The following is a 25,496-nucleotide window of genomic DNA, read 5'->3' as shown; positions in this document are numbered from 1 at the left end:
TCAAATCGTGCCAAAAGAGTGGACAACATCCACCCCTGTCATTCGACCGGATCAGATAGGAGTGGAGGAACCCGCGGTTCGTCCGTGCCGGGAAGATGCGGGTCGGAGAGCACGGATACTTCTCCGCTCTCCATGATTGTCGATCTCATCCCCGCGCGCGGCTTCGCCAAAAGACTCGCGCGCGGGGATCCTTGCATAGGTGAAGTTATTGCCGAGGCTTCAGCAGGTAGAAGGCAATCGCCGCGACCGGAATCGCCAGCAGCACCCACGAAAATTTGTCCCACAGCCCATCGCCCAGCAATGCGGAGAGCAGTCCCACCGCGGTGATCGCGGCCAGCACTGCGGGAATTCTGTATACCTCGGATAATTTCGCCGCGTGCTTCATGCGTGTGCCTCCTGCAGCTGCTCCTGTTCCGCCAGATGGTTCAGCGCGCGCTCCAGCGGAGCCTTGCGCTTCGAGAGCCAAAGGTACACACCGCTCGCCAGCACCACAATGAGCGCCACGTCGAACAGTCCCCACAGGATCTTCAGCGGCATGCCGCCGTAATCGCCGAAGTGCAGTGGCCGCGAGAGCTCGAGCGCTCGCAGATACCACGGCAGTCCACCGGTCGTCGTCACCACACCGGTCTCCACATCCACCAGCGTCGGCGTCTCCATCCGCGAGGTCAGCGGCGTCTTGCCCTGCGACCAGACCACGTAATGCCGCGGGCTGCCGAAAACCTTGTTGGGAAACAGCACGGAGGTGGCTCGCATCGTCGGCAGCGCTGCGCGCACTTCCTCCACCGAATCCTCTGCCGACCGGAAGTGCATCGGCACGGGCTTGCCGTGGTACGGCTTCAGGATCTGCGGCATGATCTGCGCGCGCCACAGTCCGAAGAGCGGCGTCGACAGTGCATTCATCACGCCCGTCGCGCCCACCACGAAGGCCCACGTCAGCGTTACGATGCCGAGCAGGTTATGCAGGTCGAACCAGCGCGTCCGCCGGGCTGCGTCTCTCCGATAGGTGCCGAAGTCCAGCCGTCGCATGAACGGCCCATACACCAGCGCGCCAGATAGCAGCGAGATCACGAAGGTCAGCGCCATCACGCCCATCGTCAGCTCGCCCGGCAGCCCCAGAAAGATCTCGGCATGGGCCTGAAGCAGAAAGCTCAGCAGCTCGAAGTGATCCTGCGGTGTCTCCAGCAGCCTGCCCGTGTGCGCGTCGAAGATCATCGTCCTGACGTCGTGATCCTTCGGCTGATCCACCGGGCTCATGCTCACAAAGACGCGCGGCTCATCGTCATCCCAGAAAACCGAGAACGGATGCAGAGCAGGGAACCGAGCCTGGGCCGCCGCCACCATCGGGTCTATCTTCGCCAGCGGCGTTCCGTCCGGAACATCGGCGGCCTTCACATGCGGCTCCAGCAGGTTATCCAGCTCATCGTGGAAGACGAGCGGCAGTCCCGTCACGCAGGCCATCAGCAGCAGCGCCGTGCAGATCAGGCTCGTCCACTTATGCACCCGGTACCAGGTCCTGACCGTCTTCGCCCGCAGCTGCGCCATCGCCTCTTCGCCTCGTCTCCGGTCGCAGCTACCCAGGCAAGGGCAGACCTTACATATGCGACCAATCCAGTCCGATTAGAATAGCGGAGCGCTCCAGCCGTATGCGCCGCGTATCGTGCCAGCGCATTACGCGCATCCGGCCACGGCAGGCGTCAGATCCGGCGTCGCGAACGAAGCTTTGGTTTGCCTGCGGCGGAGAACGATGCCGGGTGGCCCATTCAAGCCCGTAGTTGCTTGAATGGGGAAGCACGCATCTCTCCCGCATCGCTGTCATTCCGACCGAAGCGGCCACAGGCCGCGCAGTGGAGGAACCTGCGGTTCTCCCCTAAAGCGAGAATGAGGGTGTCCCGTTCAGGCTAAGCTTGGGCGGGAGATACAGATCCCTTTGTGTCCTCTGCGGTGAATGGGTTTGTTTGTCCCCACGGAAGCCAAAACCAGGCTTGCATGGGCCACCCGTCCGTATCCTCGCCTTGCGAAGAGAACCGCAGGTTCCTCCACTCCGCGAGACGAAAGACGTCTCGCTCCGGTCGGAATGACAGAGCTTCTATCTGAGCCCTGAATCGGGACCAGCGGGAGCGGAGGCCGAAGGCCCGGGACGGCGAGTCCCGCCCTGAGTCAGTAGTCGGTCTTGCTATGCGTGCCGTAGAGCGACTGGCTCAGGGCGAATTCCGCCCGCGCCTTGTCCTTCTCGCCGGCGTTCCAGTAGGCGCGGCCCAGCTCGAAGTGGACCTGCGCGTTCTTCGGGTCCAGCGTCTCGGCTGTCTCCAGCTCCTTTGTCGCCTCCGGACGCTTCCCGCTGGCGAGCAGCGCCCTCCCTGTTTTTTCGTGCGGCTCCGCCATCTGCGGGGAAATCGCCTCGGCCTTCTGCAGGAACGGGATCGCCTCGTCATAGCGCTGCTCATCCACCAGCAGGCTGCCCAGGTTCAGGTATGGCCACGGATCCTGTTCGGATGCGGCCATAGCACCGGCGCTTTCCGGAGTGTTCTTCGAATCCTGTCCGGCCGACTCCACCGCCTGGCGCATCGCGGCCTCGGCCTCCGGCAGGCGATGCAGCGCCTCGAACGTCAGCCCCAGGTTCTCCTCCACCTTCGCATCGGCCGGAGACAGCTTCAGCGCGGCAAGAAAGGCGTCCGCCGCCTCCTGGTAGTGATCCTGCGTGTAGAGGCAGCGCCCCAGGCTGTAGAGCACCGCCGCATCCTTCGGGTCGAGGCCCAGCGCCACCTTCAGCCAGTGCACCGCGTCTTCGTAATCGCCCAGCTGCACGTAATCGAGCGCCACAGAACGCAGCTCCTCGGCCGTCGGCCTCCGGTGCCCGGCCGCCTGCGTGTATACGGTCAGCGATTCCTTCGGCTTACGCTCCTCGCGCAGCACCAGCGCCAGCCGGTAGAGCAGCTCCGCGGAATCCGGCGTCCTGCCCAGCTGGACACGCAGCTCCGCCTCGGCCGCGGGCAGCTCCGCGGCAGGTTCGGCTTCGGATGCGTCCGGGGAGAGCGCGGGCGCCGCCTGCGCGGCCATCGTCCGGGAGGACGCAGCCTGCCCCGGCTGCGCCATCGCCGCGCCGCCGCGGGCCGTCGTCCACGCCAGAAGGAGACACCCGCACGCCAGAAGGAAATACCCGCCAATCCTCGTCATCGCCGGAGAAAGCCACCGGAAAAGCCGCACTCCCGGTCGCGGCACCATCCTCGCAGGCCGAAGCCGCCGCCGTCCACCGGCCGGGGACGGCAGCCCACTGGCGCTCTCGGAATGCGGTTTTCCAGGGATGGGATGGCGGTCGAAGCAGTTGGCTGCGGCCTACAGTAAACGATTCCGTGTCAAGCTTTTCCGGCACGCTTTCGGCGCGCAAGCGGCAGACAATCGCAACCCCCGCGCCGGGCAAAAGACATTCCTTGTCATGTTCAGGGAAGCGTTTGCATGATTTTGTAACAAAAAAAGTTACACAGGAAATCCGTTGACAGTTATGTTTGCGCTCCCTTACCTTGCTCCTCGCTCTGAATCGAGAATCTTTTTCGTTTCGATGGAGAAAACGATTTCTATAACAAGGCCCAACGGAGCCCCAGCCCAATCACTCAGGGAGACTCCCAGGCTGCACGACTTTTTTAGGAGGAAGCTTCCCATGAAGCGAACAACACAGCAGTTCCGTCAGTACCTGCTCCTGTGTCTCGCCGCTCTATTCCTGCTCATCGCTGCGCCCGCGTTTGCGCAGTCCACGCAGGGCGAGCTTGTCGGCACCATCAAGGACACATCCGGAGCGGTCATTCCCGGCGCCAAGATCATCGCCGTCGGTGTCGATACCGGCGTCAGCAACCTGGCCACATCTACCAGCTCGGGCGCCTATCACTTCCCATCGCTGGCCATCGGCCGCTACACGGTCACGGTGACATCCCCCGGCTTTGCTACCTCAAAGAGCGAGGGCGTGGTCATTACCATCAACTCCTCCACGGCGCTGAATGTCGTTCTCAATGCCGGCGGCACGAATGAGACGGTCACCGTCGACGCCAGCGCGCCCACCATCGAGACCGAATCCTCAGACATCAGCGGCACCATCTCCCAGCAGCAGATCACCGACCTTCCGCTCGCGGTCGCCGCCGGTGTTGGCGGCCTGCGTTCGCCGGAAGCCTTCGCCTTCCTCGTTCCCGGCGTCACCGGCGTCGGCACCGCGACTGACGGCAACACCTCGAACGGCGTCTGGTACATGCGCGTCGCCGGCGGCCAGGCCTATGGCTCGGAGACGCTGCTCGACGGCGCCAGCATCGAGCGCAGCGAGAACGGCTCGTCCTTCGACGAAACCTCGCCCTCCATCGAGGCTCTGCAGGAGTTCAAGGTCACCACCTCGATCCCCAAGGCCGAGTTCGGCCGCAGCACCATCGGCATCGAGAGCTTCGCCACCAAGTCCGGTTCGAACAGCATTCACGGTACCGGCTTCACCATCGTGAAGAACGCCGCCCTCGATGCGAACAACTGGTTCAACAACGGCTACAAGCAGACCCTCTGCGGCGGCGACGCAACCGGTTGCGCCTACGATCGCCCGGCAGACAGCAAGTACGACTTCGGTGGAACCCTCGGCGGCCCGGTCGTCATTCCCAGCCCCTTCCATCCTGAACACGCCCTTTACAACGGCAAGGACAAGACCTTCTTCTTCTTCGCCTGGGAGCAGTACCGCCTGACGCTGGGCGGCAACGCCGTCTCCACCGTGCCCACCGAGGCCGAGCGGAACGGTGACTTCACCGCTCTTCTGGGCGCGGCATCGAACGTGGTGAATCCCTGCACCGGCCAGTATGTGAAGCAGAACGAAATCTTCGATCCTGCCACGGCTGCGGGCAGCGCAGGCGGCACTCCATGCCGTCAGCCCTTCGCCACCGACAACGTCATTCCGTCCAGCCGCTTCAGTCCGGCCGCCCGCGCCATGATGGCCACGCTGCCCGAGCCCAACCGGCCGTATGAGGCCACCACGCCGCAGGGCGGCACCGGCAACTACGTCTACAACTACATCCAGCCCACTGAGAACACCACGTACAGCATCCGCATCGACGAGGCGCTGAACGAGAAGAACAAGATCTTCGGCTCCTACAGCTCGCGCGACAACTGGCGCATCAACGGCGATCCGAACATGCCGTTGCCGTACCAGAACTCCGGCTACCTGCAGGATTTTGAAACGCACTACATCCGCCTCGGCTGGGATCACACCTTCACGCCCACCGTCCTCAACAGCCTGGCCATCGGCTACAACCGCACCAACAGCATCAACTACGCCCCGCAGATCGGCTCCACGAATACGCTCACCGCCGACGGCGCGCCCAACTATTACTCGCAGTCCTTCCCCACGGTGTACTTCGACACCTATGACGGCTACTCCTCCTGGGGCATCGGCAACAACGGCGACAACATCGACAACGGACTCCGCTTCAGCGACAGCGTGACCTGGCAGAAGGGCCGCCACAGCTTCAAGTTCGGCTTCGACTGGCGCCACCAGCAGTACTCCACCATCCTCAAGAACATTCCGCAGCTGAACTTCTGGCGCTATGAGACGGACTTCGGTACCGGCTCCTCCGCGCCTACCGAAATCAGCGGCAACGCCTTCGCCGGCTTCCTGCTCGGCGATGTCGATTACTCCGCCCAGACCGTCTACAACCATGATTCGCGCTGGAACTCGCACTACGTCGCCGGTTATGTCGAGGATGACGTCAAGGTCAGCTCGGCGCTGACCCTCAACCTCGGCCTGCGCTATGACATCGATACGCCGCGCAAGGAAGCTGACAACTACACCTCGGCCTTCAGCTTCACCGCTCCGGATTCGGAAGCCGGTGGCCTGCCGGGCGCGCTCGTCTTCGGACGCAACTGCAACTGCAACACCGCATGGGCCGACACCTGGTACAAAGACATCGCGCCCCGCGTCGGCTTCGCCTACGTGCTGCCCAACACCAACGGCAAGGCTGTGCTGCGCGGCGGCGGCGGTCTCATCTACGCGCCGCTGCTCTACGGCGATTTCGGTTCGGCCATGGCGCAGGGCTACACCGTCACCCGCTACGCCTATTCGCTCGCCACGGCCGGCAATGCCGCCACGGCTGCCAACTTCACACCGGCCTTCCAGCTCGACTCCGGTTACAGCGGCTTCGCTGCATCCAACTTCGCGCCGAACACCAGCCCCACGCAGGACGATGCCGGACCTGGCGATCCGCAGGCCGTTGCCGGTGAAGTCATCAAGCCGTCCTTCGGCCGTCCCGGCATGATCAGCACCTGGAGCCTCCAGCTGCAGGATGAAGTCGCGCCCGATCTCATCTTCACCCTCGGCTACATGGGGCAGAGCGGCCAGAACCTCCGTTCCGGCTATCTCAGCAACGCCAACAACATCGACACCAAGTACTTCAACCTCGGCGATCACCTCGATAACCAGGGCAACTACATCGCTACCAGCGGCGGATCGACCAGCGCCAACGGCACCACCTACAACTCGCCGTATTCCACCTTCCTCGGCTATCTCGGCCAGTCGCTGCGTCCTTATCCGCAGTACGACTACATCGCCGACGACTGCTGCCTTGAAAACCTCGGCCACTCCTCGTACGAGGCGATGGTCACCTCGCTCGAACGCCGCTTCCGCAACGGCGTGAACCTGCAGATCTCCTACACCTGGTCGAAGAACGAGAACGATGCGGACTCGGCCATCGCGTGGGATTACGTCGGCTATCGCTCCCAGTCGCAGAACTCCTCGAACCTGAAGCTGGAGAAGGCGGTGAGCGAACAGAACACACCGCAGCAGCTCTCCGCCAGCTACCTCTACCAGTTGCCCTTCGGCAAGGATCGAAAGTTCCTCAATCACAGCAAGCTGGTCGACTACACCATCGGCGGATGGGAGATCGGCGGCATCCAGCGCTACCAGAGCGGCAACCCGATCGATTTCGGTTGCGGCACCGCGGCGCCCTACTACCAGAACTGCTTCCGCTTCACGCGCGGACCGGCGGCGGCCAACAACGACTTCGCCAGTGCGGCCTACAAGAAGAACAAGAACAAGCCCAGCTACTTCAACGGCCAGTCGTGGTTCAAGCCCGCCTATCGTCCGGCGCAGCAGAACAGCACCACCGACGCCGGCGTTTCGATGTCCGATGCGGCCTTCATCGATGAGAACCGCGAAGGCTACTCCACCTACAACACCGGCAACAACCAGTGGGTGCGTCCGCTCTCCGCGGATTGCGCCACCGGCGCCGACCAGTGCTCCTATGCTCCGTATGTCTTCGGCAGCGGCATTCCGCGTGTGACCGAAGCCATCACCGGACCCCTCTTCAAGTCGGAAGACTTCAGCCTGCTGAAGACCTTCCCCATCCACGACAAGCTGAACTTCGTCTTCAAGGTGGAAGCCATCGACGCCTTCAACCGCCACCGCATGGCCATCCCCGATACCGAGCCCGGCGACTCGACCGGCTCCACCGGCTTCGGTATCCCGACGGCTGTCGACTACGGTCCGCGTAACCTGCAGGTCACCGGCCGTATCAACTTCTAGCCTGTCATCAAGGGTGCCCCACGTCTCGCTTCTGAGACGTGGGAGAACGCAAGAGCTGCTCTCTCAACGGCCCGCTCTCCCGCGCTTGGAGAACGGGCCATTCTTTTTGTAGAGATGTCCTGCGCAAGCCCGGTGCAGGACACACCGGGATGAAGAAAACCCTGTCATTCCGACCGGAGCGAGACGGCTTTTCGTCTCGCGCAGTGGAGGAAGCTGCGGTTCTCTTTCCAATCATCGAGGATGCAGTTTCGCAGGATTTCCGTCACCGGTCCATCGCGAACACTGGATGGGCCCTATCCCCTATACCCTGTTTACAAGCCCACCTTGCACGGCACGTCGGGATTGCACGCCGCCTTCTGTCCCACGTAGATCTCGCTCACGCGCTCCCAGTTCACCACGTTGAAGAAGGCCGACACATACTCCGGCCGGCGATTCTGGTACTTCAGGTAGTACGCATGCTCCCACACGTCGATGCCGATTACCGGTGTCCGTCCCTGCGTCAGAGGACAGTCCTGGTTGCCCGAGTTCTCGACGTGCAGCTTCGCCTGCTTGTCCAGCGTGAGCCACGCCCATCCGCTGCCGAACTGCGCCGCCGCGGCCTTGGCAAACTGATCGTGAAAGCCCTGGAAGTTGCCGAACTCCGCATTGATGTCCTGCGCCAGCACGCCCGTCGGCGCCGATCCGCCCTTGGTCGAAAGAATCTGCCAGAAGAACGAGTGATTCCAGTGGCCGCCGCCCTGGTTGCGCACCGCTGTCCGGATATCCTCGGGCACCGTGTCCAGGTTCTTCAGCAGATCGTCCACTGGCTTCGCGGCCAGATCCGGATGTCCGGCCACCGCCGCGTTCAGTTTTTCGACATACGCCGCGTGGTGCTTGTCGTGGTGAATGTGCATCGTCTCCGCGTCGATATACGGCTCGAGCGCGTCATACGCATACGGGAGCGGCGGCAGCTTGTAGGGTCCTGTCACCGCAGCAGGCGCCGGGCCAGTCATCGCAGCGCCCGCCTGTGGCGCACTCGTCCGACCGGAAACCTCAGCCTCGGCCACGCCCCATCCGCTGCTCAGCTTGTTTCCCGTCACCGTCACCCCGGCCGTCAGGCCGAGCACCTTCAGCAGCATGCGTCGATTCATCGGTAGTCTCCTCATGGCGCAGGCGCGTGGTCGCACGCATCCCCGCCAGCTAGCAGTGTACCCGCGCCGCATTTCCGTCCCGTTGTGACGCTCACCCGCTGCGTCCGTGGTCTCTGCCTTATCGAACCCAAATCTATACTCGGACCATGGACCAAACCGCTGCCGCACGCACCGTCTGGTTCCGCCGGTGTGCGATCTTTCTCTGCGTCCTGACCCTGCTTTACGCCGCCGTCGCCGGCCTCAAAACCGTAGTCGATTTCGATCTTGGCTGGCAGATTGCCCTTGGCCGTTCTCTCGTCAAGCATCACGCCGCGGCGCGAACGGTCTTCTCCGCCTACACGCTGCCCGCCGGCGCCGTCTGGATCTATCCGCAGCTCTCCTGCCTGCTCTTCTATGCGATCTTCCAGGCCAGCGGATACACCGGCATCTCGATCCTCTGCTGCGCCGCCACCGTCTTCTGTGCCTTCTGCCTCGCGTGGAGGCGCGGCCTCCTCGCGCAACTCGTTGCACTGATCGCCGTCGCCGTACTCGCCAGCGAGATCATGCCCCGCGCAAGCCTCTTCTCCATGCTGCTCATCGCAGCCATGGGCCGGATGCTCGCCGCGTACCAGCAGGGAAGGCGTGTGCCGTTGTGGATGCTGCCCCTGCTCATGATCCTCTGGGTCAATCTGCATCTGGGCTTCCTCGCCGGTGTCGCGCTGCTGTTCGCCTATGCGTTCATCGAACTCGGTGAATGCCTCTCCGCCAAGCGCCGCGCCGCTGCACGCAATCGCCTGCGAGCCGCCGCTCCCTGGCTGCTGCTCTGCCTGCCCGCTATCCTCGTCAATCCCTTCGGCATCGGCGTACTTCGGGATATCGCGCGGCAGCAGGGCGCCGTAGCCTGGCAGACCGTGCTGCTGGAAGAGTGGCAGCCGTTGCAGCTTCACCTCATGCCCGTGCAGCTCGGCTGGCGGAATACGCAGTCGTCCCTCTGGTGGCTCCTGCTGTTTGCCTGCGTGCTCTTTGCCGGGCTGCTCTGGAAGCGCCGCTTCGCGCCTGCGCTGGTGATCGCCGCAGCCTGCGCCGCCGTCTTCCGGCATCACCGCATGGAAGGCCCGGCGATCCTGGTGCTCTGCCTGATCGCAGGCCCCGCTCTGGACGCGGTTGAGAGGCAGCTGCGTGATCGCCCCGGCAAACCCGAGTCTAAGCCAGCGTGGAAGCCGGTCCTCGTAGTCTGTGTCGCGCTCGCGACGCTCTTCGCCTCGGTGCGCATGGCCGATGCCCTCACGAATCGCGCGTCTCTACGCGAGGTGCAGCTCACGCGCTTCGGCACCGGGCCGTCATGGTTCCTGCCGCTGCGCGCAGCGCAGTTCCTGCGGCAGAAGCAGGCCATGCTGCAGGGGAATCTCTTCGCGCCGTTCAGTCTCGGCAGCTTCCTCGTGCAGCAGCAGATTCCTGTCTTCGCCGACGGCCGTTCCGTGCCCTTCGGGCAGTCGCTTCTGGAGCAGCAGCAGCAACTCGCCTCCACGCCGCTCGACGATCCCGCGTGGCAGCAGGCAGCAGATCGCTATCGCATCTCCGCCGTGCTCTTCCCGCTCGCGCACGTCGATGCCCTGAACGCGGTCCCGCTTCAACAGGACTGCGCCAGCACGCAGTGGGCGCCCGTATTCTTCGACGACGCGTCGATCCTCTTTCTGCGGCGCACCGCGGACAACGCCGGGCTCATTGCGCAGTCCGGGCTCGACTGCCGCACCTACATGCTGCCTGCGTCTGCCGATGCGTCGCCTCTCGATCGCTATGAGCATGCAGTGAATGCGGCAGGCATCTACCTGGCTCTCAATCGCGCTGCCGACGCCACGGCCGCGATCGCGCAGGCGCAGTCCATCACGCAGCAGGACGATCCTTCGCTCCTGCTGCTGGAGGCGCAGGTCGCGGCCTCCGCGGATCCGCTCGCCGCCGAAGCGGCTCTGCGCCGTGCCGCGGAGATCCAGCCCTCCGATGGCGTCTGGTTCGACCTCGCCATGCTTCTCGCCGCGCAGCAGCGCTATCCCGAGGCGGAAGAGGCGATGGCGCACAGCCTCTCGCTTTCCCTGCGGCCCTGGGAGCGCGATGAGACGCTCGCCGTCCTCGAGTTGCGCGCCGAGCAGCCGGAGCCCGCGCTCCAGTCTCTCGATAGGGCCGAGCGCGCCAGCCCTTACGGCGGACAGCAAACTCCGGCCGCGCATGCGTTTCGTGCCGCGCTTGCCACGGACCGCGCCAGGGCCGCGCTCCTCGAGCACGACGTCCCGGCGGCGCTCGCATCCATGCGGCTCGCCGTCCGCGAGGATCCCGGCAACCTCCCGCGCCGCAGCTTCCTGGCGCGCATCTGCACAGAAGGCCACCAGCCCTGCACCGCGCAGGAGGCACAACCGCCAGCCCCGTAAACCGGGTTCGTTCCATGCTCCAGCCTTGTCATTCCCATCTCGGGTGGCCCATTCAAGCCGCAGTTGGCTTGAGTGGGGAAGCACCAATCTCTACCCACGACTGTCATTCCGACCGGAGCGAAGCCCAAAGGGCGAAGCAAAGTGGAGGAACCTGCAGTTCTCTTTTTACAAACGAGGATGCGGGAGGAACAGACCCTCTGTGTTCTCCGTGGTGAAAGAGCTTTATCTGTTCCCCACTCAAGCCAAAAGAAGGCTTGCATGGGCCCCCGTCGGCATCCTGCGAAACTGCATCCTCGATAATTGGAAAGAGAACTGCAGGTTCCTCCACTGCGCGAGACGAAAAGCCATCTCGCTCCGGTCGGAATGACAGGTCTTTCTATCTGAGCCCTGATCGCGACCAACGGGAGCGGAGGCCGAAGGCGGCTCGCCCTGCGCGTAGCAGGCGGATCGCCCTGCGCGCAGCAGTGAAAGCGCTGGACGGCCAATCCCGGCCGCCGCGATAATGGCCGCATGGCGAACGTCCTCCCGATCGTGCCCGCCTCCTCCGCGCCAACCCAGCCTGAGCTCCCGCGCGACTGCACTTTTTCGGAGTCCGACTGGCGCGCCCTCGCGCCGCACTGGTATCCCGTCGCGTTCTCGCATGAGCTGCCGCACGCATCGCCGCACGATCCTCACGCGAAGCGCACACCCCTCTCTGCGCGGTTGTTAGACGAGCGCGTTGTCGTCTATCGCCTGCGGGACGGCTCCATCGCCGCTGCCCGCGATCTCTGCTTCCACCGTGGCGCGCCGCTCTCGCTCGGCCATGTCGAAGGCGACGAGATCGTCTGCCGCTATCACGGTCTCCGCTATGCGCCCGACGGCCGATGTACCTGCATTCCTGCGCATCCCGGCGGAGCCATCTCGCCGCGCCTGCGCATCGAGATGCTCCGTGCCCGCGAGGCGTACGGCCTCATCTGGGTCCAGCTCGTCGCGGACGACGCATCGCAGCTCCCCGAGCTCGCCGAGTGGTCCGATCCCGATTACCTCCAGGTGCTGCCCGACAGCGTGAGCATGAACGCCGCCGCCGGCCGCCAGGTCGAAGGCTTTCTCGACGTCGCGCACTTCGCCTTCGTCCACCTCGGCACTTTCGGCGAGGCCAACAATCCCGAGGTGCCCGACTACACCGTCACCTCCACGCCGCGCGGCTTCGTCGCCGACTACATCTCCTCGGTGAGCAATTACGCCAATGGTTTCAAGCACCTCGATCCGCCCGGCTTCCTCTGGCGGCGGCGCTTCGAGACCTACCTGCCCTTCACCGCCAAGCTCACCGTCTTCTTTCCCAACGGGCAACTTCATATCCTCAACGCGGCCTCGCCTGTCTCCGCAAGAAAGACGAAACTCTTCGTCCCCATTTGTCGTAACTTCGACAAGGACGCGCCGCTGCAGGCGACGCTCGACTTCAACCATCAGGTCTTCGCTGAGGATCAGGCCATCGTTGAGCAGCAATACCCTGAAGACCTGCCGCTCGACCTCCACGCCGAGGCGCATTTCCCCGCGGACCGCAGCTCCATCGCCTACCGCCGGGGATTGGCCGCGATAGGGCTGGGCCGGGCGTTCACCGCCTGAGCTGACGAGGCATCTTCATGCCAGATCCCATCAAGCCAGCTACCACGAAACCGGCCAGCGCCGACTCCCTCGATCCTCCGCCCCCGCTGCACGAGCGCATCCGCAATCCCGCCTTCCGCCACGCCGTCGCCCTCATGGACGCAGGCGACGCCGAGGCCCTTCGCCCGTATCTCCGCGCCCTTCCCGATCTCGCGCGCGAGCGCATCGCCCTCGATGGCCCTCCCTACTTCCGGAATCCCACGCTGCTTGCCTTTATTGCCGAGAATCCAATCCGCTGCGGAACCCTCCCGCCCAACATCGTCGAGATCGCGGAAGTCCTGCTCCATGCCGGTGCTGCCAAGGACCAGGAGGCGCTGAGCGAGGTGCTCGCGCTTATCGCCTCGGGCCGCGTCGCGCGCGAATGCAGCGTGCAGCTGCCGCTCATCGATCTCCTCTGCAGGCATGAAGCCGATCCCGATGCGGCCATGCTCCCCGCGCTCGTGCACGCCGAGTTCGAAGCCGCGCATGCCCTCATCCGCAACGGAGCTGCCGTCGACATCGTCGTGGCCGCCGCCCTCGGACAGGCGAACGACGTGCCCATCATGCTTACCGCGGCCAGCAGCGAGGAGCGGCGGCAGGCCCTCGCCCTCGCCGCGCAGTTCGGACATACAAGGATCGTCGCCCTGCTGCTCGACGCCGGCGAAGACCCTGGCGGATGGAACCCCGAGGGCACGCACGCGCACTCGACCCCGCTCCACCAGGCCGCGCTGGCCGGCCACATGGAGGTGGTCACTCTGCTGGTCGAACGTGGAGCAAGGCTCGACCGCAAGGACACGCTCTGGCAGGGCACACCCGAGGACTGGGCCAGGCACGCAGGGAAGACAAAGATCGCAAACTACCTGCGCACACAGCGAGAACACGGCTAGCAGGAATGCGTTGTCATTCCTCCACTGCGCGAGCGAGGGTGCGGGTGCCCCACGTTTCGCGTCTGAGACGTGGGTTCGCAGAATACCCGGGTGGCCCATTCAAGCCCGCAGTTGGCTTGAGTGGGGAAGCACGGAACCTCTTCCCACCAGCGCTGTCATTCCGACCGAAGTGGAGGAACCTGTAGTTCTCTTTCAGTAAGCGAGGATCAGGGTGCCCCGTCCAAGCTTCGCTTGGGCGGGAGGAACAGAACCCTCTCTGTCCTCCGTAATGAAAGAGTGAAAGAGATGTTTGCCCCGCAAGCCAAAAGAAGGCTTGAATGGGCCGCTGTCCAAGCTGGTGCTCCACGTCTCGCCTCTGAAACACGGAATGCAGCCACAAAGACCCGAAGTTGGCGCGCACAGGCAAGCACGGTTACACTAATGGCGACCGATATGGTCGCATTTCGGCGCGCCTGCATCGCTACGGCGCGTTCCTGGCATGCACGGACCCCGGCGGCAGTCTTTTGGCGAAGCGCCGCAGGACGTCCGGAGATCGATAACGACGAGGTTGGCAGAGACCCTGCCGCATCGGTTTGCGATGGTCCCGGGTGCTCCTCTGAACGCAGGTTCAGAGGAGCGGAGGGATCGCTGTGCCGCGAACCGATGCGCAGCGGGCCGCTGCTTTCCTCTTTGCCTGCGGCGTGGAATCCATCGAGCGTCGTGTCTCGATGGGCTCACCGCTTCGCGAGTGAGGGAAACATGAAAGTGACAGTCATCTACGGCACCGACTACGGCAACACGCGCATCGTGGCCGAACAGATCGCGTCCCGCATCGGCGGCAGAGTCGTCGAGATCGCCTCGGCCACCAGCGCGGACTTTGAGGATTGCGACCTGCTGATTCTCGGCACGCCCACCAGCGGCTGCGGCGACCTGCAGGCCGACTGGGACGGCCGCCTGCGCAGCCTCGCGACCATGAAGCTCTCCGGCAAGAGGATCGCGCTCTTCGGCCTCGGCGATCAGCGCACTTACTGCGATACCTTTGCCGACGCCGTGGGCGTGCTCTATGACGAGGTCACGCGGCACGGCGTCGAGGTGATCGGAGCCACGGCGACTGAAGGCTACGAATTCGATCGCTCGCTCGCCGTGCGCGACGGCATCTTCGTCGGCCTCGTGCTCGATGAAGACAACCAGCAGGAGGAGACCGAAGCCCGCATCCACGCGTGGGTCGACGCGCTGAAGGCGCATCCCGTCCAGTCCGCTGTAGCATGATGCTGCAAACGGCTTGCGCCACGATGAGCCAATGAGCAGCGGACCAGGGCCCGCTGCTCATTGGCAGAGTTCACTGCACACATGGCCGGATTAATACCTGAGTGGAAAAGGCCGATCGAACATATGCGAAATGCGATCGATCCTGGTCGCGCTGGAGGCAGCGTGAGTCTTATCCGTCGTGCCGTGCAGGACGATCTCACAGCCATCATGAGGATCGAGGCCATCCCTGCGTACTACACGCTCGTCGGTTCATGGTCAGAGGCAGAACATCGGCAGGCTCTCAGCAGTCCGGATGCTGCGTACTGGGTCAGCACGCAGCAGTCTGGTGAGATAGAAGGTTTCTGCATCGCGCTTGGCTTGCGTACGGAGCATCGATCCGTTGAGTTGAAGCGAATTGCCGTGGCTGTTCCAGGCGTGGGGATCGGGAGAAGACTGCTCTCGACTGTTTGCCATGCTCTGTTCACGGAGTACCAGATGCACAGGGTCTGGCTGGATGTCTTCGAGCGAAATGATCGCGCGAGACATGTCTATCATTCTGTCGGCTTTCGTGAAGACGGACTCTTGCGCGAGGCTGTCTACCGGGATGGCGCCTATCACTCCCTCATCCTGATGTCTGTTCTGGATCGCGAATTTGGGCCCCTTTCAGATGCTTCCCACAGCACTTAGCGTGTATCGACATATTCTGAATGGCTGCTTTTTGCAGGATCTTTCAAAAGAGCTTGTCATTCCGACCGAAACGAGACAGTTTCTTGTCTCGCGCAGTGGAGGAACCTGCAGCTTCGCCCGCACATTCGAGGATGTTCGGAAGCCGGCAGCCGCACCGCAGGTTCCTCCAACTTGATCCCTGCGGTCGCTTCCGTCGGAATGACAGCTTCGAGGTTAGAAACAGGGCGGTCAAACGAATATGTCGATACGAGCCGGCAGTCTCGCATCCCCCTGCGCTTTTCCCCCCACGGACAGCGGCGCAAACGCGCCGGCTGTCCGTGTACTTCAGGCAGCTACCGGCGATGGCGCGACCACCGTCTTCACCAGCCCCGTGGCCACGTCATAGACGAGGCCCGAGAGCAGCCAGTCCGGCGGGAGCCCGGGTGTCTCGCGAAGCGCGGCCACATCGGCCGCCACCGCGGCATGCGGATCGGTGACAGCCTTTGCCTCGAGCTCCGTCTGCTGCACTTCGAAGTAGTCGGTCAGCATGGCGGAGTCGTTCGCCAGGCGCGTGATGCCGCAGTCGGTGTGCTGGAGAACGACGATGTGAAATTCCCCACCGCCTCCCGGGACCTTGCCCGCGACCTGCCCGATCCTGCCGAGCATTCCCAGCTGCGCCAGCAGCCCGGGTGTCACGCGGCCGCCGATGTTGCGCATCACTACAGCCTCCCCGGGCTGGATGCCAAGCACGTGCGCGGGGTCGACACGCATGTCCGCGCAGCCAAGGATGATCGCCTTCACGTGGGGAAGAGCATCCGGCAGCGATGGTGAGTGTTGGTCCGCCGCAGACTGCTGTGCGGCGAACTGCTGATTGCGTTCCAGAAGCGTATGGAATGTGTTCATGTCTCGACTCCTGTTGAAGGCTCGTTGCCTGCCATGCGATCAGGTGCTTCGCCATGGCGCGGGATCGTTCCGATCTCAAGCGCAGGCGATCTCTGATCGCCGCTGAGTCATCATCGATCGCATGCTGCGATCCATCAATTACGTGGGAGGTAATTGAATCGATGAAATGCGAGCGGAATAATGACGAAGTAGCAGGAATCGGAAGGAGGCCATTCGCGTGAAGAGTGAAGTCACAGCATCGGAGCCGCATGTTTCCTCGGTAGGCGATCTGTTGCGCTACTGGCGCGGACAGCGTGGCTGGAGTCAGCTCGATCTCGCCTTCGAGGGAGGAACCTCGCAGCGTCACCTGAGCTTTGTCGAAAGCGGCCGCAGCGTGCCCAGCCGCAGCCTGCTCGTCACGCTCTCCGATGCGTTAAACGTGCCGCTTCGCGAGCGCAATGCGCTGCTGCTCGCCGCGGGCTATGCCCCTGTGTACGCGGAGACGGCGCTCGATGACGCGACCATGAAGGTGGTCTCCGGCGCCATCGACCAGATGCTGCGCAACCACGAGCCTCATCCCGCGCTCCTGATGGATCGCTACTGGAATGTTCTCCGCACCAACACCGCGGCCACGCGCCTCTTCGGATCGCTGATCGATCTCGAGGCCTTTGCCCGGCCGCGCAATCTCCTCGAGCTGACCTTCGATCCCGCCGGTCTGCGTCCGCACATCGAAGACTGGGAGAACTTCGCAGCGGGAATTCTGCAGCGCGTGCGTCGCGAAGCCATAGGGCTCGTCATCGACCCCAGGCTGCAATTGCTTCTGGATAAGCTCAGGCGTTATCCCGGCGCCAACCATCTGCCGGTGAGCACCAGTCCCGATGGCCCCATCCTGCCGATCACCTTTCTCCGGGGCGAAGAGCGCCTCTCGTATTTCTCGCTGGTCACGACCATCGGCACGCCGCAAACCGTTACGGCGCAGGAGCTGCGCCTGGAATGCATGTTCCCGCTCGACCCGCCGCCACGGCCTCGTCCTTGAGGGGAACGCCGGGTTGTATCGGCAGCTTCCACAGGGCTGCTGTGGACAAATTGTTGAACAGGAACCCTGTCATTCCGGCCGAAGCGAGATGGTTTTATCGTCTCGCGCAGTGGAGACACCTGCAGTCTGGCTGGCACCTCGAGTAGGTTGCGAAGCCAGCTCTCGGAAGACAACCATCCATGCCTTGCAACACGGCTGAGGCTGCGTGCGCGCATCGCTCTGCCCGGGAGCCCCCAATGAAGCTGACAGTGAACGATGTCTCACTCTACGTCGAACAGGCCGGATCGTCCGCCCAGCCCAGCCTCGTCTTTCTGCACTACTGGGGCGGAACGCACCGGACCTGGTCGCAGGTCATCGCGGCGCTCGGAGAGGACTTCCACACCGTCGCCTTCGACTCTCCCGGCTGGGGGCAGTCCGGCGCTTCGCCGCGCGGTTATACGATTCATGCACAGGCCGAGCTGACGCAGGCCCTGCTCGACACGCTTGGTCTCGAACGCTACATCCTCGTAGGCCATTCCATGGGAGGAAAGGTGGCGCAGCTCGTCGCGTCGCGCCGTCCCCGGGGACTCGCCGGGCTGGTGCTCGTGGCCCCGGCAACGCCTGTGCCTTCCCTCATGCCCGAGGAGGCGAAACAACAGCAGCTGCACGCCTATGACAACCGGGAGACGGCGCTTCAGAGCATCCGCGTTCTGACCGCGCGCATGCCCGGGGCGCAGACGGTGGCGCAGATTGTGGAAGACAGCCTGAGCGCCATCGCAGAGGCGAAGCTGGTGTGGCCAACGATCGGCATGGCGGAAGATATCTCCGCCGAAGTAGGCCGGATCAGTGCGCCGACGCTGCTGCTTGCCGGCGAACTCGACCAGGTGGATTCGATCGAACAGCATCGTCGCGAGGTGATTGCGAGAATCCCCGATGCCGCGCTGCGGATCATTCCTGGAGCCGGCCATCTTCTTCCCATCGATGCCCCGGTCGTCGTCGCACAGGAGATCGCTTCCTTCGCGAAGGCGGTGGATCTTGCGCAGAGAGTCGCGGCGGAGAAATAAGCAAGTGCCGGGTGCCCCACCTCTCGCCTCTGAGAGGTGGGTTCGCAGCATCCTCACGGTGGTCCATGCAAGCCTGCAGTTGGCTTGAGTGGGGGACGTACAAACCCCATTGAGCACAGAAGGGTTCGTGCCTTCCCGCCCAGGCGGAGCTTGGACGGGGCACCCTCATTCTTCGCCAGAGGAGAGAACCGCAGGTCCCTCCACTGTGCTGACTTCGGTCGGGATGACGGTCCAGAAGATACACCCTAGCCCCTGCGCTTCTTGACTGCGAACAGCAGGGCAAACGGCGCGACTGTCAGCGAAATCCCCATCAGCAGGTGGAAGCAGTCGATGTAACAGAGCATCTCGGCCTGCCGTCCCAGCTCCGCATACATGGCGCCCATCGCGCGCATCGCGGCCTGCGCCGGAGCATCGCCTCCGGCCGTGGCCATGCGCGCGCTCTGGCTCCGCATCGCATCGAGAACAGGCAGCGAAGTCGCTGTCACATGCGCCGCGAGATAGTTCGCATGCACCTGCGCGCGCCGCACCAGGATCGTGTTCACTACCGAGATCCCAATCGCCGAGCCGAGATTGCGCGAGAGCCCGAAGAGCGACGCGGCCGCATCGTTCTTGCCCGTGGCCAGCCGCGAGAAGGCCAGTACGCTCAGCGGCGTGAGGAACAGCCCCACGGCCACGCTCTCGAGGATGCGCAGCCGCACGATCGTCGCGTAGTCGACACCCAGCTCAAGCCCGCTCAGCCGCCAGAAGGCGTAGCTCGTCAGCATGAGGCCGCCGAAGATCAGCGCCCGCGCATCCACGCGCTTCATCAGCCACGTCGTCAGCGGCAGAAAGATTAACAGGGAAAGCGATCCCGGCGAGAGCACCAGTCCGCTGTCTGTCGCCGTGTAGCCCAGCATGTCATGCGTGAAGTCGGGCAGCAGCGCCGTGCTCGCGTAGCGCGCGAAGTAGGTGCAGAAGACCATCGCGTTGGCCAGCGCGAAGTTCCGCTCGCGCAGCATGCGCAGCTGCAGCACCGGAGCCTTGGCGCGAAGGAGCTCGTGGTAGACGAGCCACGCGAGCGCGACGACGGAGACGATGGCCGCAACGGTGATGGCGCGGGAGCCGAACCAGTCGAGCCGCTCGCCGCGGTCGAGTACGAACTCGAGGCAGCCGAGGCCGAGGGCAATGCCCGCGATCCCTCCCCAGTCTGTGGTGTGAGCAGGAGTGTGAGTGCCTATCGCTGAAGCCTGTGCTGCATTGGGTAGAGCCTTGCCATCTCGAGCAGGAGTCTGAGCGCCTTTTGCGGAAGTGTGTGCTGCATTGTGGACACGGTCCGCATCCGGCTGCAGTGCGCGATTCAGCAGATATGCCGCCACGCCGCACGGCACATTCAGAAAGAAGATCCATCGCCAGCCCCAGTTGTCGCTGAGCCATCCGCCCAGCACCGGACCCAGCGTGGGCGCCAGAACAATCACCACCGAGTAGAGCGTGAAGGCCGCGGCCAGCCGCTCTTTCGGAAACGTATCTGCGAGGATCGCCTGCGTCGTCGGCTGCAGTCCGCCGCCGCCCAGCCCCTGCACAATGCGGAAGAGAATCAGCAGCCCCAGCGTGGGTGCGATCCCGCACAGCAGCGAGCTCGCCGTGAACATCGCCACCGAGAGCAGGTAGAACCGCTTGCGCCCCAGCCGTCCGCTGAGCCATCCGCTCATCGGCAGCACGACGGCGTTGGCGACCAGGTAGGAGGTCAGCACCCACACCGCCTCGTCCTCCGATGCCGAGAGACTTCCCGCCATATAGGGCAGCGCCACGTTGGCAATCGAGGTATCCAGCACCTCCATGAAGGGTGCGAGGATCACCGCACCTGCAATCAGCCACAACCGGTTTCTATCTTCGCTCGCCGCCCTCATATACTTAGCCTGGAGCGGCAGGTTTTCGCTATGAAGACAGAAACCATCGATTTACGGACAGACGCCGATCTTGCGCAGTGCCTCCGCCTGCGCCGGCCAGTAGCGGTGCTCGCCTTCGACTACGCCGCCGGCGAACGCGTTCCCGCGCACCAGCACACCAAGGCCCAGCTCATCTATGCGGTCGAAGGCTCGATGATCGTAACCACCGCGGAAGGCCATTGGGCGCTGCTGCCCACGCGCGCCATCTGGGTGCCGGCGCATACGCGCCACGGCATCCGCATGCGCGGCCCCGCTGGAGCAAAGGTCCGCATGCGCACCGTCTTCTTCGACGATTCCGTGCCGCCGCCCGCATCCCGCTGCGCCGTCATCCGCGTTTCGCCGCTGCTGCGCGAGCTGATAGTCGCGCAGTCGCAGGAGCCGCGCCTCTACCGCCCGCAAAGCCGCGCTGCGCAAATCGCCTCGCTGCTCGTGGCCGAGCTGCGCATCTGGCAGGTGCTGCCGCTTTACCTGCCGCAGCCGCGCGAGCCACGCCTCCGCCGCGTCTGCCATGCGCTCCAGCAGAATCCATCGCTCCACGGCTCGATGGACCACTGGGCCGCGCGCGAAGGCATCAGCAGCCGCACGCTCGCGCGTCTCTTCCGCGCCGAACTCGGGATGAGCTTCGACGACTGGCGCTCGCAGCTGCTGCTCCTCGAAGCGCAAATCCGCCTCGCGCAGGGGCAGTCGAGCCAGCGCATCGCCCGCGCTCTCGGCTACGCCAGGCCCGCTGCTTTCTCAGCCATGTTCCGCCGCGCCACCGGCCACTCGCCCAGCGGTGAGAAGCGCTCAATGCACGCGCAGGAGGCAGCGTCCAGGAAATAGAGACGCTGACGGTGGCCCATGCAAGCCTGAAGTTGGCTTGAGTGGGATCCGGATCTCAAGCCCCCGGATGAAACAATAGCCAAGGAATCCTTTTCAGGAGAAACGCAACATGCCGAAGCGCTGGGCCATCCTGCAGCACGTGGAGTTCGAAGGGCCGGGCCTGCTGCTCGCCGAAATCGAGCGCCGGGGCTTGATCGCGGAGATCGTTCGCCTCGACCGCAACGAGCCGCTCCCCGCTGCGAGCGCTCTCGACGGCCTCATCGTCATGGGCGGCCCTATGGGCGTCTACGAGCAGGAGCGCTATCCGCACATCGCATCGGAGATCGCGCTGCTGCGCGAGGTCATCGCAGCAAACAAGCCCGTGCTCGGCGTCTGCCTGGGATCGCAGTTGCTCGCCGCCGCTCTCGGCGCGCGCGTTTACCCCGGAGCTCCCGGGCAGGAGATCGGTTTCGACGCAGTCCAGCTCACCGCAGAAGGCGCGCAGGACGCCGTCTTTGCCTCTGCGCCCTCACCGTTGCCTGTCTTCCACTGGCATGGCGACACCTTCGATCTGCCCGCCGGAGCCACGCTCCTCGCCTCGTCGGATCTCTATCCGCACCAGGCTTTTCGCTATGGATCGAATGTCTATGGCCTGCAGTTTCACGTCGAGCCATCCGCCACTACGTGGACCGATTGGCAGCCTCACCTCGCCGCGGACCGATTCCCGCGTTCAGAGCAGCAGCGGCTCCTCGAAGGCACAGGTCGAGCCCTCATCCAGCGGCTCTTCGATGTGTTCGCAGAGCGATAAGCTCATCTTCGCCTTGAAGGGAACGAGGCCCCTAGTGACTACCGGGTGGCCCATACAAGCCCGAAGTCGGCTTGTGTGGGGAAGCACAGCTCTGCGTCGAACCGTTCTTCTTCGCAGCGGAACAAACAAGGGTGCCCCGTCCAAGCTCCGCTTTGGCGGGAAGTACGAACCATCCGTCCGCAGGGATGAATGAAGTTCGTACGTCCCCCACTCAAGCCAAAAGAAGGCTTGAATGGGCCACCGTGAGCATCCTGCGAATGCACATCCCCGCAGCTCTGCGCCGAACCGTTCTTCTTCGCCTTGGAACGAACAAGGGTGCCCCGTCCAAGCTCCGCTTGGGCGGGAAGTACGAACCACCCGACTGCAGGGATGAATGAAGTTCGTACGTCCCCCGCTCAAGCCAAAAGAAGGCTTGAATGGGCCACCGGTCGAATCGGAATCGCGACCAAAGGGAGCGGGTGCCGAAGGCGACTCGCCCTGCGCGCAGCAGCCGAAGGCGTATCGCCCTGCGTGGAGCAGCGGTTAGTCGTTGCGGAGAGACTGCATTGGGTCCACGCGTGTGGCTCGGAATGCGGGCAGGCTCATGGCGCAGAGCGAGACGGCTGTGAGCAGCAACGCCGAGACGATGTAGACCGAAACGTCGAAGGGATGAATCGGCACGAGCGATCTGGAGGCGAGCCGCGCCAGTCCCCATGCGGCAGGCATCGCCAGGATCACGCCGCCGATCAGCCCCGCTGCAATCAGCACGGCTCCGCGTCCGATCACGCTGCCGAAGATCACCTCGCGGCTGGCTCCGAGCACGATCTGAATACCGAATTCGCGCGTGCGCCGCTGCACCACAAAGTTGAGCACGGCGAAGAGCCCTGTCATCGCCAGCACGACGGCAACCGCCGCCATTGCGACGATAACCTTGGCCGTGGCCGCCATCGCGGTCGAGTCATCCTGCAGGCTCTTCGCCACCGACTCGGGAATATCCGGCTGGCTGGGGTCGAGCGTGCGGATCGCCTGGCGGATGGACTCGGCGACCGGAGCCGGATCGCCGGTGTAGCGCACGTAGAGGATGCCCGCAATCGAGTTCGCATTGCGCAGCGTGTAAAGGCGCGGCTCGTCGAGCGAGCCGAAGCGCTCCGAGCGCACATCCTGCACCACGCCGATGATGGTGAGCGGACGATTGTCTCCGACGATCACGATCTTTCCGATCGGATCGGCGTCACCCCAGCGCGCCTGCGCGAAGGATCGCGTCACCACTGCGACCCTGGTATCGCCTTTTGCCGGGAGATCCTGATCCGCAAAGGTGCGGCCGCGCAGCAGCGGAATGCCGAAGGTGGAAAAAAAGTTCGTCGACACCTCATCGATGCCCGCATCGCGGCCCTGTCCTTTCGCCTGCTGCGAGGTGCGCACCTCGTCCTGCGGCGGCTGGCCGAAGAGATAGGTGTTGGTGTAAGCAAGCCCCTGCACGCCGGGAATGCGTGAGATCTTCGCATCGAGGCTGCGATAGAACTCCTGCGCCGAGGCCTGTGTATACGGCGGCAGCTGGATATCGAGCGGCACCATCATCAGGCTGCGCATGGCGAAGCCCGTATCGATGTTCATCACGGTCGAAGGCAGCCGCGCAAAGAGCACCGCCGCGGCGATCAGCACAAAGCTCATCGCAATCTGCGCGAAGATCAACACGCTGGTGCTGCGCGAGCGCGATGTCACCGAGCCCTCGCGGCCCTTGAGCGCGGTCACCAGGTCCAGCTTGAAGGACTCGAGCAACGGAGCGATGGCCGAAGCGAGCGTTGCGACCGCCACCAGTGCTGCGAGATAAACGAAGACACGCCAGTCCGGATGAAGCGCCGGCATGATGCCCTTCTCGAGCGGATCGATGACGCCCAGAATCACCTGGGGCAGCCGCGCCGCGAGAAAGACGCTGATGAGCCCGGCGGTCGTGGCGACCAGGAAGCTCTCCATCGCCAGCATGCGCATCAGCCGCGCACGCCCGGCGCCCAGCGCCAGCCGCACGGCAAGCTCACCGCGCCGCATCAGCACCCGCGACAGGAAGAGCATCGTAATATTCGTGCACGCCAGCAGCAGCACCAGCGAAAGCGGACCCAGCATCAGCACCATCAGGCCAAGGAGGACCGTGTGCCGCTCCGGTGTCGCAATGAACGATCCGTTGGTCGCGATCACGGTCGTCCTGCGAGCCTGCAGGTGCGCCTCCGCGCCGCTGTAGAGATGGTCCCGGTTCTCGAGGATCGTCTGCAGCTCCGCGCCTGACTGTGTGCGTGTGTAACCCTTCGCCAGCCGTCCGACTACCGTGAGCCATGGCCATGGCTCCTGGAAGGCGCTGTTGCCGTGGTTGAAAATCGGCTGCAGCGTGTAGGGAACCCAGATGGTCGTCGCCAGGTGATTCACATGATCCGCAGATGCCACGCCGATCACCGTCAGCGCCTGGCCATTGATGCGGACCGTTTTGCCCACAATGTGCGGATCGGCCTGGAAGCTGATCTTCCATTGCGGCTCGCCCAGCACCACCACGCGCGCGCTGGTTCCGGCGGCGCACTCCGAGGCATCGAAGAAGCGGCCCATCTCCGGCTCGCCCACGCCCATTACGCGCAGATAGTTGCAGGTCACCAGCTGCATCGAGGTCTTCCTGCGCGAGTCGTCCAGTGTTGCCGACATGACTTCATACGCAGCAGCCTCGCTCAGCGAGCGGCTCTGCTTCCGCACCGCGTCGAAGTCGTCGCTGTTCATGGAAGTGGAGAGCGACGAGCCCGTGTACCAGCCCTCGTAGTGCGGATACATCTGCACAAATGTCGAAGGGTTCTCCCGCACCGGCGAAGCCAGCATCATCTGGTTGAGGATGGTGAACACGGCCGTGTTCAATCCGATGCCGACCGAGAGCGCCAGCACCGCGATCAACGTGAGCAGTGGCGTGCGGCGTGCGGAACGAAGCGCGTAGAGCAGGTCCTGGCGATCTACAAGCGACGAGAGCGATGAGAACATAGGGGCTCCGAAGAACGATCGACCATAAGCATGGCAGAGGTTCTCTTCCCCGGCAACGAGGTTTCGCGGGAAAAATTACTTAACATCGTAAAAGCGTAGAGGGATGACTGCCGCGGAGTGTCCGGAGTGTTCACTTTCGGCCATCGGAGTGTCCGCTTTCGATCATTCAGGCCGGCCACTGTCTTCCAGCGGCAATCAGCGTCTGCCAGCCGCTGCGGCTCATGCGCAGCCGCTCGCCGTTGTGCAGCACCACTGCGCCTTCGTTGCGGCCTTCGCGCAGAATCTCGCGCACGCGCTCCACGTTCACGATGATCGAGCGATGGATGCGCACGAAGCTGCGCGGATCGAGCATGCTTGCCAGCTGCTTGATCGTCTCCCGCAGCATCAGCCGCCGCGCGCCCACGTGCAGGCAGCAGTAGTAGTCCGCGGCCTCGATCCAGTCGATCTCGTTCACGGCTACAAACGTATCGCGTGAGCCGTTCGGCACCAGCAATCGTGTGGGATACTCCCTGCGCGCCGGCGCCGGCTCGCCTTCTGTCTCAAG

18 protein-coding genes are annotated in these 25,496 nt (G+C 63.9%); 10 read left to right on the top strand and 8 right to left on the bottom strand.

Annotation, left to right across the window (positions count from 1 at the left end):
* Positions 1-205: 205 nt before the first annotated feature.
* The 3 genes from QM649_RS10225 to QM649_RS10215 form a co-directional block, all read right to left on the bottom strand.
* Positions 206-385: a hypothetical protein gene (locus QM649_RS10225; protein WP_415198936.1), complete on the bottom strand. Its 180-nt coding sequence runs from the start codon at positions 383-385 to the stop codon at positions 206-208.
* Positions 382-1,542 (bottom strand): PepSY-associated TM helix domain-containing protein, encoded by a 1,161-nt coding sequence (locus tag QM649_RS10220; RefSeq protein WP_415198935.1) that lies wholly within the window; start codon positions 1,540-1,542, stop codon positions 382-384. Before QM649_RS10220 ends, QM649_RS10225 begins: the two co-directional genes overlap by 4 nt.
* 615 nt (positions 1,543-2,157) lie before the next feature.
* Complete coding sequence (locus tag QM649_RS10215; protein WP_415198934.1) at positions 2,158-3,174, bottom strand: tetratricopeptide repeat protein; 1,017 nt, start codon at positions 3,172-3,174, stop codon at positions 2,158-2,160.
* A gap of 481 nt (positions 3,175-3,655) precedes the next feature.
* Here QM649_RS10215 and QM649_RS10210 point away from each other — a divergent pair, with 481 nt between their 5' ends.
* Positions 3,656-7,534 carry a carboxypeptidase regulatory-like domain-containing protein gene (locus QM649_RS10210; RefSeq protein ID WP_415198933.1) on the top strand — a complete coding sequence of 1,293 codons (3,879 nt, stop codon included), beginning with the start codon at positions 3,656-3,658 and terminating at the stop codon, positions 7,532-7,534.
* Between the two features lie 311 nt (positions 7,535-7,845).
* On the opposite strand, the gene QM649_RS10205 is transcribed toward QM649_RS10210, so the two are convergent.
* On the bottom strand, positions 7,846-8,526 hold the full coding sequence (locus QM649_RS10205; RefSeq protein ID WP_415198965.1) for a superoxide dismutase: 681 nt from the start codon (positions 8,524-8,526) through the stop codon (positions 7,846-7,848).
* Positions 8,527-8,810: 284 nt separating this feature from the next.
* Between QM649_RS10205 and QM649_RS10200 the strand changes: the two genes are divergently transcribed.
* From QM649_RS10200 to QM649_RS10180, 5 genes are all read left to right on the top strand, one after another.
* On the top strand, positions 8,811-11,066 hold the full coding sequence (locus QM649_RS10200; protein WP_415198932.1) for a hypothetical protein: 2,256 nt from the start codon (positions 8,811-8,813) through the stop codon (positions 11,064-11,066).
* 510 nt (positions 11,067-11,576) lie between these two features.
* Complete coding sequence (locus QM649_RS10195) at positions 11,577-12,671, top strand: Rieske 2Fe-2S domain-containing protein (RefSeq protein WP_415198931.1); 1,095 nt, start codon at positions 11,577-11,579, stop codon at positions 12,669-12,671.
* A gap of 17 nt (positions 12,672-12,688) precedes the next feature.
* On the top strand, positions 12,689-13,576 hold the full coding sequence (locus QM649_RS10190) for an ankyrin repeat domain-containing protein (protein ID WP_415198930.1): 888 nt from the start codon (positions 12,689-12,691) through the stop codon (positions 13,574-13,576).
* A gap of 738 nt (positions 13,577-14,314) precedes the next feature.
* Positions 14,315-14,824, top strand: coding sequence for a flavodoxin FldA (gene fldA, locus QM649_RS10185; RefSeq protein ID WP_415198929.1), 510 nt, complete (start codon positions 14,315-14,317; stop codon positions 14,822-14,824).
* Positions 14,825-14,905: 81 nt separating this feature from the next.
* The gene (locus QM649_RS10180) at positions 14,906-15,490 is read left to right on the top strand and encodes a GNAT family N-acetyltransferase (protein ID WP_415198928.1); all 585 of its coding nucleotides are present in this window, start codon (positions 14,906-14,908) and stop codon (positions 15,488-15,490) included.
* Positions 15,491-15,814: 324 nt separating this feature from the next.
* Here the strand turns inward: QM649_RS10180 and QM649_RS10175 are convergent, their stop codons facing one another.
* Positions 15,815-16,372 carry a carbonic anhydrase gene (locus QM649_RS10175; RefSeq protein WP_415198927.1) on the bottom strand — a complete coding sequence of 186 codons (558 nt, stop codon included), beginning with the start codon at positions 16,370-16,372 and terminating at the stop codon, positions 15,815-15,817.
* A gap of 217 nt (positions 16,373-16,589) precedes the next feature.
* On the opposite strand from QM649_RS10175, the gene QM649_RS10170 reads away from it, so the two are divergent.
* Complete coding sequence (locus QM649_RS10170; protein WP_415198926.1) at positions 16,590-17,387, top strand: helix-turn-helix domain-containing protein; 798 nt, start codon at positions 16,590-16,592, stop codon at positions 17,385-17,387.
* A 236-nt stretch (positions 17,388-17,623) separates the two neighbouring features.
* On the top strand, positions 17,624-18,430 hold the full coding sequence (locus QM649_RS10165) for an alpha/beta fold hydrolase (protein ID WP_415198925.1): 807 nt from the start codon (positions 17,624-17,626) through the stop codon (positions 18,428-18,430).
* 245 nt (positions 18,431-18,675) lie between these two features.
* On the opposite strand, the gene QM649_RS10160 is transcribed toward QM649_RS10165, so the two are convergent.
* Positions 18,676-20,286 (bottom strand): MFS transporter, encoded by a 1,611-nt coding sequence (locus tag QM649_RS10160; RefSeq protein WP_415198924.1) that lies wholly within the window; start codon positions 20,284-20,286, stop codon positions 18,676-18,678.
* 60 nt (positions 20,287-20,346) lie between these two features.
* Here QM649_RS10160 and QM649_RS10155 point away from each other — a divergent pair, with 60 nt between their 5' ends.
* Both QM649_RS10155 and QM649_RS10150 read left to right on the top strand, forming a co-directional pair.
* Positions 20,347-21,177: an AraC family transcriptional regulator gene (locus tag QM649_RS10155; protein ID WP_415198923.1), complete on the top strand. Its 831-nt coding sequence runs from the start codon at positions 20,347-20,349 to the stop codon at positions 21,175-21,177.
* Between the two features lie 109 nt (positions 21,178-21,286).
* On the top strand, positions 21,287-21,964 hold the full coding sequence (locus tag QM649_RS10150; protein WP_415198922.1) for a type 1 glutamine amidotransferase: 678 nt from the start codon (positions 21,287-21,289) through the stop codon (positions 21,962-21,964).
* Positions 21,965-22,486: 522 nt separating this feature from the next.
* On the opposite strand, the gene QM649_RS10145 is transcribed toward QM649_RS10150, so the two are convergent.
* Together QM649_RS10145 and QM649_RS10140 are read right to left on the bottom strand one after the other, a co-directional pair.
* On the bottom strand, positions 22,487-24,952 hold the full coding sequence (locus QM649_RS10145) for an ABC transporter permease (protein ID WP_415198921.1): 2,466 nt from the start codon (positions 24,950-24,952) through the stop codon (positions 22,487-22,489).
* Between the two features lie 166 nt (positions 24,953-25,118).
* Positions 25,119-25,496, bottom strand: a 378-nt coding sequence (locus QM649_RS10140) for a LytR/AlgR family response regulator transcription factor (RefSeq protein ID WP_415198920.1), incomplete at its 5' end; no start/stop codon positions are given.

The organism is Silvibacterium sp., from assembly GCF_047605705.1.
Classification (GTDB): Bacteria; Acidobacteriota; Terriglobia; order Terriglobales; family Acidobacteriaceae; genus Silvibacterium.
This window is presented reverse-complemented; position numbering and strand designations above follow the sequence as displayed.

Bases quoted from the DNA above. Each gene is read 5' to 3' on its own strand.
- QM649_RS10225 (WP_415198936.1), bottom strand. From the start codon at position 385: ATGAAGCACGCGGCGAAATTATCCGAGGTATACAGAATTCCCGCAGTG.
- QM649_RS10220 (WP_415198935.1), bottom strand. From the start codon at position 1,542: ATGGCGCAGCTGCGGGCGAAGACGGTCAGGACCTGGTACCGGGTGCAT.
- QM649_RS10215 (WP_415198934.1), bottom strand. From the start codon at position 3,174: ATGACGAGGATTGGCGGGTATTTCCTTCTGGCGTGCGGGTGTCTCCTT.
- QM649_RS10210 (WP_415198933.1), top strand. From the start codon at position 3,656: ATGAAGCGAACAACACAGCAGTTCCGTCAGTACCTGCTCCTGTGTCTC.
- QM649_RS10205 (WP_415198965.1), bottom strand. From the start codon at position 8,526: ATGACTGGCCCGGCGCCTGCTGCGGTGACAGGACCCTACAAGCTGCCG.
- QM649_RS10200 (WP_415198932.1), top strand. From the start codon at position 8,811: ATGGACCAAACCGCTGCCGCACGCACCGTCTGGTTCCGCCGGTGTGCG.
- QM649_RS10195 (WP_415198931.1), top strand. From the start codon at position 11,577: ATGGCGAACGTCCTCCCGATCGTGCCCGCCTCCTCCGCGCCAACCCAG.
- QM649_RS10190 (WP_415198930.1), top strand. From the start codon at position 12,689: ATGCCAGATCCCATCAAGCCAGCTACCACGAAACCGGCCAGCGCCGAC.
- fldA (WP_415198929.1), top strand. From the start codon at position 14,315: ATGAAAGTGACAGTCATCTACGGCACCGACTACGGCAACACGCGCATC.
- QM649_RS10180 (WP_415198928.1), top strand. From the start codon at position 14,906: ATGGCCGGATTAATACCTGAGTGGAAAAGGCCGATCGAACATATGCGA.
- QM649_RS10175 (WP_415198927.1), bottom strand. From the start codon at position 16,372: ATGAACACATTCCATACGCTTCTGGAACGCAATCAGCAGTTCGCCGCA.
- QM649_RS10165 (WP_415198925.1), top strand. From the start codon at position 17,624: ATGAAGCTGACAGTGAACGATGTCTCACTCTACGTCGAACAGGCCGGA.
- QM649_RS10155 (WP_415198923.1), top strand. From the start codon at position 20,347: ATGAAGACAGAAACCATCGATTTACGGACAGACGCCGATCTTGCGCAG.
- QM649_RS10150 (WP_415198922.1), top strand. From the start codon at position 21,287: ATGCCGAAGCGCTGGGCCATCCTGCAGCACGTGGAGTTCGAAGGGCCG.
- QM649_RS10145 (WP_415198921.1), bottom strand. From the start codon at position 24,952: ATGTTCTCATCGCTCTCGTCGCTTGTAGATCGCCAGGACCTGCTCTAC.